Source organism: Blastococcus colisei, from assembly GCF_006717095.1.
Taxonomy (GTDB): Bacteria; Actinomycetota; Actinomycetes; order Mycobacteriales; family Geodermatophilaceae; genus Blastococcus_B; species Blastococcus_B colisei.
Genome location: NZ_VFQE01000001.1, coordinates 264,746 through 278,510, shown reverse-complemented (window position 1 = coordinate 278,510; position 13,765 = coordinate 264,746). Strand labels below are relative to the sequence as shown.

The 13,765-nt window shown below is 74.1% G+C and carries 12 protein-coding genes; 2 read left to right on the top strand and 10 right to left on the bottom strand.

Features of this window, described 5'->3' with window-relative positions:
* Window positions 1-24 precede the first annotated feature (24 nt).
* From FHU33_RS01285 to FHU33_RS25285, 9 genes are all read right to left on the bottom strand, one after another.
* Complete coding sequence (locus FHU33_RS01285; RefSeq protein ID WP_142023716.1) at window positions 25-1,104, bottom strand: SRPBCC family protein; 1,080 nt, start codon at window positions 1,102-1,104, stop codon at window positions 25-27.
* A 141-nt stretch (window positions 1,105-1,245) separates the two neighbouring features.
* A complete protein-coding gene (locus FHU33_RS01280; RefSeq protein ID WP_142023715.1) occupies window positions 1,246-2,100 on the bottom strand; it encodes an FAD binding domain-containing protein in 855 nt (284 codons plus the stop codon).
* Window positions 2,097-4,607 carry a xanthine dehydrogenase family protein molybdopterin-binding subunit gene (locus FHU33_RS01275; protein WP_142023714.1) on the bottom strand — a complete coding sequence of 837 codons (2,511 nt, stop codon included), beginning with the start codon at window positions 4,605-4,607 and terminating at the stop codon, window positions 2,097-2,099. Before FHU33_RS01275 ends, FHU33_RS01280 begins: the two co-directional genes overlap by 4 nt.
* Window positions 4,604-5,107, bottom strand: coding sequence for a (2Fe-2S)-binding protein (locus FHU33_RS01270; RefSeq protein ID WP_142023713.1), 504 nt, complete (start codon window positions 5,105-5,107; stop codon window positions 4,604-4,606). Before FHU33_RS01270 ends, FHU33_RS01275 begins: the two co-directional genes overlap by 4 nt.
* A gap of 183 nt (window positions 5,108-5,290) precedes the next feature.
* Window positions 5,291-6,529 carry an MFS transporter gene (locus FHU33_RS01265; RefSeq protein WP_246063871.1) on the bottom strand — a complete coding sequence of 413 codons (1,239 nt, stop codon included), beginning with the start codon at window positions 6,527-6,529 and terminating at the stop codon, window positions 5,291-5,293.
* Between the two features lie 53 nt (window positions 6,530-6,582).
* On the bottom strand, window positions 6,583-7,908 hold the full coding sequence (locus tag FHU33_RS26115; protein WP_281281600.1) for a sigma-54-dependent transcriptional regulator family protein: 1,326 nt from the start codon (window positions 7,906-7,908) through the stop codon (window positions 6,583-6,585).
* 111 nt (window positions 7,909-8,019) lie between these two features.
* A complete protein-coding gene (locus tag FHU33_RS01255) occupies window positions 8,020-9,288 on the bottom strand; it encodes a multidrug effflux MFS transporter (RefSeq protein ID WP_142023711.1) in 1,269 nt (422 codons plus the stop codon).
* Between the two features lie 55 nt (window positions 9,289-9,343).
* Window positions 9,344-10,822, bottom strand: coding sequence for a mycofactocin biosynthesis glycosyltransferase MftF (gene mftF, locus FHU33_RS01250; RefSeq protein ID WP_211354962.1), 1,479 nt, complete (start codon window positions 10,820-10,822; stop codon window positions 9,344-9,346).
* A complete protein-coding gene (locus FHU33_RS25285) occupies window positions 10,819-11,373 on the bottom strand; it encodes a cysteine hydrolase family protein (RefSeq protein ID WP_211354961.1) in 555 nt (184 codons plus the stop codon). Before FHU33_RS25285 ends, mftF begins: the two co-directional genes overlap by 4 nt.
* Before the next feature lie 107 nt (window positions 11,374-11,480).
* On the opposite strand from FHU33_RS25285, the gene FHU33_RS01245 reads away from it, so the two are divergent.
* Entirely contained in the window at window positions 11,481-12,491 is a 1,011-nt protein-coding gene (locus tag FHU33_RS01245; protein WP_142023709.1) for an iron-siderophore ABC transporter substrate-binding protein, read from the top strand.
* Between the two features lie 34 nt (window positions 12,492-12,525).
* Here FHU33_RS01245 and mftE read toward each other — a convergent pair whose 3' ends face one another.
* The gene (mftE, locus tag FHU33_RS01240; protein ID WP_142023708.1) at window positions 12,526-13,221 is read right to left on the bottom strand and encodes a mycofactocin biosynthesis peptidyl-dipeptidase MftE; all 696 of its coding nucleotides are present in this window, start codon (window positions 13,219-13,221) and stop codon (window positions 12,526-12,528) included.
* 54 nt (window positions 13,222-13,275) lie between these two features.
* On the opposite strand from mftE, the gene FHU33_RS01235 reads away from it, so the two are divergent.
* Window positions 13,276-13,758: a pyridoxamine 5'-phosphate oxidase family protein gene (locus tag FHU33_RS01235; RefSeq protein ID WP_142023707.1), complete on the top strand. Its 483-nt coding sequence runs from the start codon at window positions 13,276-13,278 to the stop codon at window positions 13,756-13,758.
* Window positions 13,759-13,765 lie beyond the last annotated feature (7 nt).

Here is a 13,765-nt window from a genome sequence, read left to right as displayed (position 1 = left end):
CCTCCGAATCAGTCGCGCTGCGGCTCAGCGCCGACGTCGACGGCGGCGCACGAGCAGCGCGACGAGCAGCACCACACCGGCGACGCCGGCGGCGGGTGCCGCGTACCGCGCCATCGCCGCCCCGCCGGCGACCTCGAGCAGGTCGATCGGCTCCGGCTCCTCCTGCGGGTGGACGACGTGCGTACCGGCGGGAGGCAGAGTGCGCACCGGTGCACCGGTGGCCGGGCGGGTCGGCGGCGCGGTGGGACCTGCGGGCGGGCCACTGGGCGCCTTCTTGGCCGGGGCGGTCGCAGCCGGGGCGGTCTCCGCTGCGACGGCTGCGATGTCGGCCGCGGCAGGGGCGGAGCCGGCCAGCGGCGGAACGGCCTTCACCGGAGCGGTCCTGGCCGCAGCCGCCTTCTTCGCGGGTGCGGCCTTCTTCGCGGGCGCCGTCTTCGCCGGCTCCGTGGCACTGGTCGCGCTGACCTTGTCCGTGGCCGCGGCGGCGGCCTTCTTGGTCCCTGCGGCCGCCTTCTTGACCGCCTTGCCGGCGGCGCCGTTCCCGGCCGCCTGCTCGGCGGAGGCGGCGATCTCCTCGACGGCGCCGGTCGCCGTCGCCGCGGCCTTCTGGGCCGCGGTCTCCTCCGCCGCGGCGGCACGGTCGGCGTCTCCCTGGGCGTCGCCCTCACCGAGCTGCGCGGCGAGCTTGTCGGCGAACTGGCCGAGCAGCTTGTTGCCGACGTCGGTCATGACACCGCGGCCGAACTGGGCCGGGCGGCCGGTGATGTTGAGGTCGGTCAGCACGTCGACCCGGGTGATCGAGCCCTCGGCGGCCAGCTTCGCGGTGACCACGGCGGCTGCGGTGCCGTTGCCGCGTTGGTCCTTGCCGCGGGCGTCGATCACGGCCTTGTGGGCGGCCTCGTCCTTCTCGATGAAGGACGCCTTGCCCTGGTAGGTCAGGTTGATCGGGCCGAGCTTGACCTTCACCCGGCCGGTGAAGTCGTCACCGTCGACGGAGTCGAGCGCCGCACCCGGCATGCAGGGGGCGATCCGTTCGATGTCGAGGAGCACCCGCCAGGCCTCGTCGATCGGCACGGGCACGGTGAACGAGTTCTCCAGCTGCACGGGGACCTCCTGGAGGTGCGCTCGGCCGGCCCGCCCGGAACGGGCGGACCGGCCGGGACGGACGATGACGGACCCGACGGCCCCGTTCAGGGCACCGCCCCGAGCGTGCGAGGGGTGGGGAGAACGGGGTCCTTCTTGACGCTACAGCCCGCAGGCCGCCGTCACCGCACGGCGAGTGAGCACCGTGGCGAGGTGGTGGCGGTAGTCGGCCTGCGCGTTGAGATCGCTGCTCGGGGTGGTGCCCTCACCGGCACGTCCCGCCGCTGCCGAGATCGCCTCGGCAGTGGCCTCGGCGCCGGTCAGCGCCGCTTCGACCGCCGACGCCCGCAGGGGGGTCGGGCCCATGTTGGTCAGCCCGATCCGCGCCTCGGCGATCCGGCCGCCCTCCATCCGCACGGCCGCGGCGACGGCCACGATCGACCAGGCCTGCGCCACCCGGTTGAACTTCTCGTAGTGCATGCCCCAGCCCTCGCGCTTGGGGACGCGGATCTCGACGAGCAGCTCCCCCTCCTGCAGCGCGGTGGTCAGGTAGTCGACGAAGAACTCCGACGCTCTCACGGTGCGCCGCCCCTCGAGCCCGGCGACGACGAACTCGGCGTCCAGGGCCAGGGCGACGGCCGGCAGGTCACCGGCCGGGTCGGCGTGGGCCAGGGCTCCGCCGAAGGTGCCGCGGTGGCGCACCTGCCGGTCCGCGACCGTCTCGGTGGCCTCCGCGATGAGCGACGCGTACCGCGCGATCAGCGGGTCGGAGAGGACGTCGGAGTGCGTCGTCATGGCACCGATGACGATGACGTCACCGTCGTCCCGGACCCCGCGGAGCTCCGCGACGCGGGTCAGGTCGACGACGGTCTCCGGGGCGGCCAGCCGCAGCCGCATGACCGGGATGAGCGACTGGCCACCGGCGAGGATCTTCACGTCCTCCCCGCCGGAGGCGACCGCTTGCAGCGCCTCGTCGATCGTGGACGGGCGGGCGTAGGCGAACGGCGCGGGAATCATCGGTCCCCTCCCAGCGAGGAAGCATCGGTCGAGACCCCCGACGACGTCTCCGTGGAGGCGCCGCCGTAGGCGATGGTGCCGGCGGTGGCACGGTCGGGGCCGGGTGGGAGACCAGCACCGTCCCCGCCCTCATGGAGTGCCCGCCAGACCCGTTCGGGTGTCAGGGGCATCCGGAGGTCGCTGACCCCCAGGTGCCGGACGGCGTCGATGGCGGCGTTGACCACCGCCGGGGTGCTGGCGATGCATCCCGCCTCGCCGACGCCCTTGGCCCCGATCGGGTTCGACGTCGCCTCGTGCACCGTGTTCCCGGTGTCGAAGTGCGGCAGGTCGGCGGCCGACGGCACCAGGTAGTCGACGAAGGTGCCGGTGGTCAGGTTGCCGTCGGCGTCGTACACGGCTTCCTCGTACAGCGCCTGCGCGATCCCCTGCGCCAACCCACCGTGCACCTGCCCCTCGACGATCAGCGGGTTGACGATCGTGCCGACGTCGTCCACGCAGGCGTACTTGCGGATCTTGACGAACCCGGTCTCGGTGTCGACCTCCATGGCGCAGATGTGCGTGCCGTGGGGGAAGGAGAAGTTCTCCGGGTCGAACGTGGCCTCGGCGTCGATCGAGGGCTCGACGCCCTCCGGGTAGTTGTGCGCGGCGAAGATCGCCAGGGCGATCTCCTGGATGCCCAGGCCCGTTCCCGGCGTGCCCCGGACGGAGAACTTCCCGCCGGAGAACTCCAGGTCGTCCTCGCTGGCCTCGAGCAGGTGCGCGGCGATCTTCCGGGCCTTGGCCACCACCTTCTCGGCGGCCTTCACCACCGCGGTGCCGCCGACGACCAGGGACCGGGACCCGTAGGTGTCCAGCCCCTTGGAGGAGATGGCGGTGTCGCCGTGCAGCACCTCGACGTCCTCGAACGGGACGCCGAGGTGGTCGGCGACCAGCTGGCTCCACGCCGTCTCGTGGCCCTGCCCGTGCGGCGTGGACCCGGTGACCACCTCGACCTTGCCGGTGGGGAGCATCCGGATCGACGCGGACTCCCAGCCACCGGCGCCGAACGACAGCGACCCCAGCACCCGGGAGGGGGCCAGCCCGCACATCTCGGTGAAGGTGGAGAAGCCGATGCCCAGCTGGACCGGGTCGCCCGACTCCCGGCGCCGCTGCTGCTCCGCGCGCAGCTCGTCGTAGCCGAGCAGCTCCAGCGCCGCCTGGGTGGCGCCGTCGTAGTCGCCGCTGTCGTACTGCAGCCCGGCCACGGTGGTGAACGGGAACTCCTCGGCCCGGATCCAGTTCTTCCGCCGCAGCTCCAGCGGGTCCATGCCGAGCTCGACGGCGAGTTCGTCCATGATCCGCTCGATGGCGAAGGTCGCCTCGGGCCGGCCGGCGCCGCGGTAGGCGTCGGTGGGCACCTTGTTCGTGAAGACGCCGTCGCACTCGAACCGGTAGGCCGGGAACTTGTAGATGCCCGGGAACATGAACGCCCCGAGCGCCGGGATGCCCGGCGTGATGAGCCGCAGGTAGGCGCCCATGTCGGCCAGCAGCCGGACGCGCAGGCCCTTGACGTTGCCCTCGCGGTCGGCCGCGATGTCGATGTACTGGATCTGGTCGCGGCCGTGGTGGGCGGTCATCAGCGACTCGCTGCGCGTCTCGGTCCACTTGATCGGCTTCCCGAGCCGCCGGGCGACCAGGAGGGTCAGGACCTCCTCGGGCGTGGGCGTGATCTTGCCGCCGAACCCGCCCCCCACGTCCGGCGCGATGACCCGCAGCTTGTGCTCGGGAACACCGGTGACCATCGCCAGCATCACCCGGAGGATGTGCGGGATCTGGGTGGCCGACCACAAGGTGTAGTTGTCCCCCTGCGGCTGGACCACCACGGAGCGGGGCTCCATGAAGGCCGGGATCAGCCGCTGGTTGATCAACCGTCGGCTGACCACGACCTCGGCGTCGGCGAACGCCTGCTCGGTGTCGGCACCGGTGCCGGCCTCGCCGGCGTCGAAGACGAAGTGGTAGCTGGTGTTGGCCGACGTGTGGTCGTGGACGAGGTCCGCCCCGTCCTTCACCGCCTCCTCCATGTCGAGGACGACGGGCAGCAGGTCGTAATCGACGTCGACCAGCTCGACGGCGTCCTGGGCGGCGACCTTGCTGCGCCCCACGATGACCGCGACGGCCTCGCCGACGTGGTTCACCTCGTCGACGGCGACCGACGGGTGCCCCGGGTTCACCATGTCCGGCGTGACCGGCCAGGCACAGGGCAGGGAACCCTGCTCCTCGGCGAGGTCTGCCCCGGTGAAGACCGCGATGACGCCGGGTGCCTGCTGGGCCGCCGAGACGTCGACGTTGGTGATCCTGGCGTGGGCCACGGGGCTGCGGACGATCGCGAGGTGCAGCATCCCCGGCAGGACCATGTTGTCGGTCCACGTGGTCCTGCCCGTGATCAGCCGGGCGTCCTCCTTGCGGCGGCGCGCCCTGCCGATCTCCTTCTCCGGCGTCGCGGCGGCCGGCTCCTCGACGAGGGTCATGACTGCGCTCCGAGGGTGTCGGCAGCAGCGGTGCGGCCGCTCATCTCACCGGCGGCCTGCTGCACCGCGCGGATGATGTTCTGGTAGCCGGTGCACCGGCAGAGGTTGCCCTCGATGCCCTCGCGCACCTCGTCCTCGCTGGGGTCCGGGTTGTCCTTCACCAGGTCGATCGACGCCATGATCATCCCGGGGGTGCAGAACCCGCACTGCAGGCCGTGCATCTCGTGGAATGCCTTCTGCATGGGGTGCAGGGTCCCGTTCGAGGAGATGCCCTCGATCGTGGTGACCTCGCTGCCGTCGGCCTGGACGGCGAAGACGGTGCAGCTCTTCACGGCCTCGCCGTCGAGGTGCACGGTGCACGCGCCGCAGTTGCTGGTGTCGCAACCGACGACGGTGCCGACCTTGCCGAGTTGCTCCCGCAGGTAGTGGACGAGCAGCGTCCGCGGTTCGACGTCGTCGCTGTAGGACGCCCCGTCGACCCGCACGTTGATCTGGGTCATGGCCCTCCGCTCTGAGGTGTGGCCCCGGTCACTGCCGGCCTTCGGGCGGAGTCTGTACTGCCCGGCGCAGGTTAGGCCAGGCTCAGTGATCGCCCCGGAGGGCTCCGGGACGCCGAAAACGGCGGAAAACCGGGAAGATCGACTGTTCCCGGTTGTCGCGCAACGTTGCAGCGTGGTTGCAGCTCAGCCGACCGGGACGCCGGACGGCGTCGGCACGGCGGCCACCGGAGCGGCCGTCTCGCGACGGCGCAGGACGGCTGACACCGCGAGCGGGACGAGGCCGGCGGCGGCCAGCCCGGCACCGACGGCGCTGGGCGCGCGGAAGCCCAGACCCGCAGCGATGACCAGGCCGCCGAGCCAGGCGCCGAGCGCGTTCGCCAGGTTCAGGGCCGAGTGGTTGAGGGCTGCTCCCAGCATCTGGGCGTCGCCCGCGGTCTCCATGAGCCGCATCTGCAGGCAGACGGCCAGCACGGAGGCGCCCACGGACACCAGGAAGACGCCGACGACGAGCGCCGCCGGGGACGAGGCGGTGAGCGCCACGAGGGCGAGGAGGACGCCGAGCGCGACGAGGGCCGCGACGAGGGAGCCGAACAGCGCCAGGTCGGCCAGGCGACCGCCGAGCGCCGTGCCGATCACGCCACCCGCCCCGTAGACCAGCAGGATCAGCGGCACCGTTCCGCGCGACAGCCCGGCGACGTCGGTGATGACGGGGGCGATGTAGCTGTAGAGGGCGAACATCCCGCCGAAGCCGACGATCCCGACTCCCAGCGTCAGCAGCACCTGGGGCCGGCGCAGGGCCTGGAGCTCACCCCGCACCGTGGCCTCGGGGCGTCCCGGCGACGAGGGGACGACGGCCAGCACGGCGGCGACCGTGACCGCGGCGAGGAGCACGACCGTCCAGTACGCCGAGCGCCAGCCGAACTGCTGCCCGAGCCAGGTGGCCGCGGGGACACCGGTGAGCATCGCCGCCGCCAGGCCCAGCAGCACCGAACTCACCGCGCGCCCGCGCAGGTGCGGGGCGACGAGCGACGCCGCGACCAGGGAGGCCACGCCGAAGTAGGCGCCGTGCGGCAGCCCGCTCAGGAACCGGGCGGCCAGCAGGGTGGGGTAGCCGGGCGCCACGGCGGTCAGCACGTTGCCGAGCAGGAACGCGCCCATCAGCCCGACGAGCAGGGCCCGCCGGGGCAGCCGGGCGCTCAGCGCGGCGATGACCGGAGCCCCGACGACGACGCCCAGGGCGTAGACGGAGATGAGGTGACCGGCCGAGGGGATGTCGACACCCACGCCGTCGGCGATGTCGGGCAGGACGCCCATCGTCACGAACTCCGTCGTGCCGATCGCGAACCCACCGAGCGCGAGGGCGACCACGGCGACGACGACGCGGACGGTGCTCAGGGACGGGGGGCTTGCGGGCGACGACACGGCACTCACTCGCTGTGCCAAGAGCTCACTGTCGGTCGGCATTCCCGGCGGGTTCAGCGCGGGCGGGGTCCCCGCCGCAGGCGCAGCAGGTGCGCGGCCGCCGCCGCCCGACGCGGGGAGCTGGCCGGCAGCCACTCCAGGCACGTCTGCCACACCAGCACGTCGTCCCGGGCCTCCGGCAGCTGGGCGTAGCGCAGGAGCAGCTCCGGACGGCGGCTGCGCAGGACCGCCTGCCGGAGCAGCGCGCCCACCCGCTCGCGGGCGACGGCGACCCCCGGCGCGCGGGAGCCGGGCAGCACCGCGCCGGGGTAGCGCTCCAGCGCCTCGCCGACGGCGCCCCGCGCCAGCAGCCGGCGGACCCGGTCCAGGTCGGTGTCGATCCGCCCGAGCAGGCGGTACGGGCGGGAGCCCACCAGGTCGGCGCCCACCAGGCGGCGCAGCCGGGACAGCTCCGCCCGGACGGTGACCTCCGCGGCCTCGCCGGGATGGCACTCGGCGGCCAGCTGCACCGCCGTCCGGCCCTCGCCGGCGACGGCGGCCTCGGCCAGCAGGAGCAGCAGTTCGGAGTGCCGCAGCGACAGCTCCACCGGGCCGGCCGGCAGGGTGAGCCTGGCGCGCTCCCGGCCGAGCACGTCGAGCCGGGGGGCCAGTCGTTGCAGCGGCGTCGCACGGCTCCCCCGCTGGAGCTGCTCGCGGTGCTGCCAGCGCAGCTCGGACTCCACCGCAGCGACCGTCGCGCGGACGAGCGTGAGCACGTGCGGACTGGCCACGTGGTCCCCGCCGGTCACGTCGATCGCGCCCAGCAGGACGCCGGTCACCGGGTCGTGCACGGGCGCGGCCGAGCAGCTCCACGGCTGGACCGGCCGCCGGAAGTGCTCGCTGCCGTAGATCTGGACGGCGTGGTCGACGGCGAGCGCGGTGCCGGGGGCGTTGGTGCCCACGACCTCCTCGGACCAGCGGGCGCCCTCGACGAAGTGCATGCCCGCCGCCCGGGAGCGCAGCGCGGAGTCGCCCTCCACCCAGAGCATCCGGCCGCCGGCGTCGGTGACCGCCACGATCATCCGGCCGTCCTCGGCGTCCTCGACCAGGAGCCGCCGGATCACCGGCATGACCAGGGCCAACGGATGGGCCTCGCGGTAGGCGATCAGGTCGTCGTCCAGCAGGTCGACCGGGGGCTCCCCGCCGTCGGGGTCGACGCCGCTGCCGAGGGAGCGCCGCCACGAGTCGTGGACCACCGAGCGCACCGCGATGTCGGCCGGTCCGTCGCCGAGCGCCGTCCCGGTCACCAGCCGCTCGTGGGCAGCGCGCAGCCGCCGGTCGTGGTCCGGGCCGGGCCGCCCCGTGGGGAGCGCCAGCCAGGGATTCACGGCCGACGGCACAGGAGGCTCCGCCGACGGTGGCTCATGTCACGGCCATCGTGGCTGGTCGCGGCCCTTTTGACCAGGGCAGGAGCCACCAGCGATCCGGCGCACGGCACCGGATCGTGTGCCTCAGTGCGCCGCGACGGGAACCGCGTCATCGTCGGGCACGGGCAGCTCCCACGGCCGCACGACCAGCGCGAGGACCGCGATCGCGAGCACCAGCGCGGTGACGACGACGGTGCCGATGGCCACCGCGTCGTTGCCGAGCAGGCCGACCACCGGGGAGACGACGGCGCCCACGCCGAACTGGATGGCCCCCAGCAGGGCCGCGGCGGTCCCGGCGGCGTCCCCGTGCCGGGAGAGGGCGAGCGCCGGAGCGTTCGGCAGGGCCAGACCGCAGGCGAAGAGCACGGCCCACAGCGAGCCCGCGACGGCGGGCAGGCCGCCGGTCCCCGTGCCGGCGAGGACCACCAGGGCGGCGCCGGCCGCGGCGCCGGCGACCGTGCCGGCCACCAGCAGTTGCTGCGGCGACCACCGGCGCAGCAGGAGCGGGTTGAGCTGGGTGGCCGCGATGAGCCAGAACGCGCCGGCGCCGAAGAGCAGCCCGAACTGCTGCTCGTCGAGGCCGAACTCGCCCTGGTAGACGAAGGCCGAGCCGGAGACGTAGCTGAACAGGCCGGCCATCGTCAGCCCGGCGACCAGCACGAGGCCGACGTAGGCCCGGTCGCGGAACAGGCTCCGGTAGCCGCGCAGGGTCCCCCGGACGCCGCTGCTCACCCGGCGCTCCGGTGGCAGCGTCTCCGGCAGGAGGCGGTAGCCCACGACGATCATGACGACGCCGTAGACGGCGAGGAACGCGAAGATCCCGCGCCAGGAGGTGAACCGCAGCAGCTCCCCGCCGATGGTGGGCGCGAGCACCGGCGCCGCGCCCAGGACGAGGAACAACCGCGAGAGCATCGTGGCCGCGGCCCGCCCGTCGTAGAGGTCGCGCACGATCGCGAGGGCGACCACCGCCCCGGCCGCCGTCCCGACGCCCTGCAGCACGCGGAGCCCACCGAGGACCGCCAGGTTCGGGGCGACGATCACCAGGAGCGAGGCCAGCACGTGCAGGGCGGTGCCGGCCAGCAGCGGCCGGCGCCGGCCGAACGCGTCGGACAGCGGGCCCAGCACCAGCTGGCCGAGCGCGAGACCGATGAGCGTGCCGGTCAGCGTCAGCTGCACCGCGGCCGACGTCGTCTCGAGCTCACGCGTGATCGTCGGGAGCGCCGGCAGGTACATGTCGATGGTCAGCGGGCCGATGGCCACGAAGGCGCCGAGCACGAGCGCCGTGCGGGCCGCGTCCGGGCGCGGTACGGCGAGCGGCGGCGCGGCGGCCGGCCGCTCCTGGAGTGTGGTCACGGGGGTCCTCGTCCGATCGTCGGTGACGCGGGGGACCGACGCTGGCCGTGCCGCACTACGAGGGCGACAAGTCCCGGGGGTCCGGGCTCATTCCGGCCGGACGGGAACCGGCAGGGTGTTCATCGGCACGTTCCCTCGGTGGTCGGGTGGGGAGGAGCGCTGCCGGGCTGCCTCGGCGCACCACGCCGGTCCACAACCCGGCGCCGTAGGCCAGGTCCTCCAGCCGCCGCGCGACGGCGAAACGGACCGGTCCCACCCACTGCCGGTGCGGCCACCAGGCCAGGGCGGCATCGACGACGGCGGCCGTGAGCACCCAGCGACGGGCGCGGCGGGAGACCAGCGCCGCCGCCAGCGCCACCGGCCAGTGGTGCCGGGTGACCGAACGGGCGAGCGCCCGGCCGGAGGCGCCCACGCCCCGGGCGACGAGCAGGGCGGCGAACCCGGCCGGCGGCCGCTCCCCGGGCGCCGCGAGCCGGGGCGCGAGGCGGGCTGCGGTCACGCCCAGGACACCCAGCGCGGCCATCCGGCCCCAGCGCCGCCCGGACAGCGCCAGCCCCCATGCCAGAGCCGTCTCCGGGGCGATCACGAGGGGCGCCACGGCGTTCCCGTGCCGGGCCGCGAGCAGGGCGGCGCCCGTGCCGTAGAACGCACGCCGGCGCAGCCACTCCCCCGTCGTCGCCGGATGGTCGTGCGCCACCGCGGCAGCCGGCTCGTACCGCACCCGCCGCCCCGCGGCGGACAGCCGCCAGACCAGGTCGACGTCCTCGGCGACGCGCATCGACTCGTCGAAGCCCGGTCCGAGCGCCTCCCGGCGGGCGAGCAGCGCCGCGCTCGGCACGTACGAGACGGCCGACCCCGGCCGCACGGCGGCGGGGTGCTCGCCCATGTCGAGGGCGCTGACCGCCGCCTCGTACGCGGCGAACCAGCCCGGACCTCCGCCCAGCGGCACGATCCGGGGGGCGACGACGGCCACCTGCGGGTCGTCGAGATGCGGCCGCAGGCGATGGAGCCAGCCGGGGAGCGGGACGCAGTCGGAGTCCAGGAACGCCACGAACGGCGTCGCCGCCACCCGCAGGCCCGCGTTCCGAGCCGCTGCCGGCCCCCGGGCCACGGGATGCCGCACGACCCGGAGCCCCTCCGGCACGTCCACCGGAACCGCCGAGCCGTCGTCCACCACGACCACCGGCAGGCCCGCCGTCCCCGGGTCGGTGCGCAGCGCCGCCAGCAATCGGTCGAGCGCCGCGGGGCGGTCCCTCACCGGGACGACGACCGTCACGTCGTCCGCGGGCCGCCCGGCGAGGTCGGGGTGGGCCAGCCCGGCGTCCAGCAGCCGGGCGGCGAGGGCCGCCGTCGTCGCGTCGCGGACCACCAGCCGGCCGTCGCCGAGCAGTGCCCGGGCGCGCGGGGAGAGCCGCAGCAGGCGCAGCGGCGAGCCGCCGACCAGGACGGCACCGCCGTCCCGGGCGCGGGTCCGCGGGTCCAGCCGGACGGCGAACCCGGCAGGGAGCCTGCCTTCGGGCGCGGCCGGCGTCACCGCCCGGCCAGCACCTCGTCGGTGGTGGTGATCTCCACCAGCGGTGCGTACAGGCCCATGATCCGCAGCGCGCGGTCGTGGTCCTCGTCGCAGGAACCGGCGCAGGCGTCGCCCACGACGCGGACGGCCACCCCGGCGTCGGCCGCGGGGAGCACCGTGGAGAGGACGCAGCAGTCGGTGGCCACCCCGACGACGGTCAGCGGCCCGTCCCCGACCACCTCGGCCATCTCCGGCCCCCACTTGCCGAACGTGGTCGCGTCGAGGACGCGGTGGGTGCCGGGGTCCTCGACCAACTGGTAGCACTCGGCGTCCGGGGGCTGGAGGGCGAAGTCGTACTTCGCGTAGTACTCCTTCCACGCCCCGGTCGGCTGCTCCGGTGCGACGAACCGTGTCCACACCACCCGGTCGCCGAACGCCGCGACCAGCCGGCGGACCTTCGCACGAGCCTCCTCGAAGCGCGGCGTGGTCCAGGGCGAGGACTCGTCGGCGAACACGCGCTGCAGGTCGACGACGACGAGCCAGCCCTCGAGCTCCGGTCCAGGTGTGCTCACCCGGCGATTCTCTCCCGTGCGGTCGCGAGCCGTGGACGGGGTGGCGGCCACACCCACAGGATCGTGTGCTTAGGTCAGCCTTACCTGGTCTCCGGAAGGGAACACGCATGTCTGCCCGTCCCGCCCTCCGCGGTGCTGCCCTCCTCGTCACCGCCCTCGTCGTCACCGGTTGCGGCTCCGGCGACGATTCCGGCGACGACTCCGCCACCGGGACCGGCGGGTCGGCGTCCGGCTCGTCGGAGGCCTTCCCGGTCACGATCAGCACCGCCTTCGGCGACGTGACCGTCGAGGAGGAGCCGACCCGCGTCGTGGCGCTGGGCTGGTCGGACGCCGAGACGGCGCTCGCGCTCGGCGTCGAGCCGGTCGGCGCCAGCGACTGGCTCGCCGTCGGCGGCGACGACGGCCTCGGGGAGTGGGTCGAGCAGGGCTACGAGGAGGCACCGGAGCTCATCGAGACGATGGAGCCGAGCTTCGAGGCGATCGCCGCCCTCGAGCCGGACCTGATCCTGGACACCAGGTCCGCCGCAACCGAGGAGCGCCACGAGCTCCTCAGCGAGATCGCCCCCACGATCAGCCAGCCCGAAGGCGTGGGTCCGTACCAGACCACGTGGCAGCAGCAGCTGGAGATGGTGGGCCAGGCCCTCGGCAGGACCGACGAGGCCGAGGAGCTGGCCGCCGAGGTGGAGCAGGCGTTCGCCGACGCCGCCGCGGCGCACCCCGAGTTCGAGGGCACCGAGGTCGCCGTCGGCGCCTACACCTCGGAGGGCTTCGGGGCGTACGTGAGCGGGGATGCCCGGGTCGCCTTCATGGAGCAGCTCGGCTTCGAGAACAAGACCGAGATCGAGGACCTCGCGACGGAGAACTTCTTCATCCCGGTCAGCGAGGAGCAGCTCGGCCTGCTCGACGCCGAGCTGACGGTGGTGTTCCCGATCTTCGTCGAGGCGTCGGAGTTCACCGGGAACCCGCTGTGGCAGGCCCTGCCCTCGGTGCAGGAGGGTCGCGCCGTCGTCCTCGACGACCTCACCGTGCTCAACGCCTTCTCCAGCGCCTCGGCGCCGGGCCTGCTCTACGCCCTGGAGACGACGGTCCCGCTCTTCGCCGACGCCCTGGACGGCTGAGCTCTGACACGGCCTGCGGCGTCGGTCGGCCCTGTCAGTCCAGGAGCCGGCCGGCGCCGTCGACGTTCCACCCCTCGGCGGCGGCGACCAGCCGCCCGGTGATCTCCGCCAGCAGTGCGGCGCCCTCGGCGCGTGAAGCGCCGGCGGGGTCGCCGAGGACGCCGGTCGGGCTCACCGCCCGGACGCCCTCCGCCCGCAGTCGCGGGAGCAGATCGCGGATCGGCGCGGTCGCCCCGGCGACGGCGCGCTCCTCCCGCACCCCATGAGGTTCCACGTGCAACATCAGTGACGTCTCGGTGCGCCCCGCGTGCGCATCGCCCCCGGGTACCCCGCACGGGAACCAGGCGACGTCGCGCCCCTCCGACCGCAGCAGCGGCACGGCCGCGCGCAGGGCATCGAGGTTGCCGCCGTGCCCGTTCACGACCAGCACGCGGGTGGCCCAGCGGCCGGCGGAGCGGCCGTACTCGACGAGCAGGCCGGTCAGCGCCTCGGTGCCGAGCGAGATCGTGCCCGGGAAGCCCTCGTGCTCACCGCTCGCGCCGTACGCCAGGGCGGGTGCCACGAGCGCGCCGTCCAGCGCCCCGGCCGCCGCGGCGGCGACGGCGCGGGCGACCGACGTGTCGGTGCCCAGCGGCAGGTGGTGGCCGTGCTGCTCGACCGAGCCGAGGGGCACGACGAGCAACGGCGCATCGGGGATCTCCGGCCAGACGGCGCCGGCCAGAGAGGTCATCGGCGCAGCCTAGACACGGGGTGTCGGCGGATCGGTGGTGGGCAAGGGAGGCCCATGACGACAGACCAGACGCGCAAGGTGGCCGAGCTGATCAAGGGTGAGCGGTTCGGCTTCCTCACCACCATCCGGACCGACGGCACGCTGACCAGCCGGCCCATGACGCTGCAGGAGGTGGAGTTCGACGGTGACCTGTGGTTCTTCGCCGAGCGCGACTCGAACCCCGTCCAGCACGTCACCGCCTCCCCGCAGGTGAACGTCGGCGTCGGGTCGGGCGGCACGTGGGTGTCCCTCACCGGCGACGCCGTCGTCGTGACGGACACGGCGAAGAAGCGAGAGCTGTGGAACGGCGCCGTCGAGGCGTGGTTCCCGCAGGGTCCGGACGACGACAGCGTCGTCCTGATCAAGGTGGAGGCCGACTCCGCGGAGTACTGGGACAGCCCGGGCGGCCGGTTGGCGACGGCGTTCAGCTTCGTGAAGGCCAAGGTCACCGGCGAGCGGACCGACGCCGGGGAGAACGAGAAGGTCGACCTCTCGTAGGCGCGCT

Bases quoted from the DNA above. Each gene is read 5' to 3' on its own strand.
- FHU33_RS01280 (WP_142023715.1), bottom strand. From the start codon at position 2,100: ATGATTCCCGCGCCGTTCGCCTACGCCCGCCCGTCCACGATCGACGAG.
- FHU33_RS01275 (WP_142023714.1), bottom strand. From the start codon at position 4,607: ATGACCCTCGTCGAGGAGCCGGCCGCCGCGACGCCGGAGAAGGAGATC.
- FHU33_RS01270 (WP_142023713.1), bottom strand. From the start codon at position 5,107: ATGACCCAGATCAACGTGCGGGTCGACGGGGCGTCCTACAGCGACGAC.
- FHU33_RS01245 (WP_142023709.1), top strand. From the start codon at position 11,481: ATGTCTGCCCGTCCCGCCCTCCGCGGTGCTGCCCTCCTCGTCACCGCC.
- mftE (WP_142023708.1), bottom strand. From the start codon at position 13,221: ATGACCTCTCTGGCCGGCGCCGTCTGGCCGGAGATCCCCGATGCGCCG.
- FHU33_RS01235 (WP_142023707.1), top strand. From the start codon at position 13,276: ATGACGACAGACCAGACGCGCAAGGTGGCCGAGCTGATCAAGGGTGAG.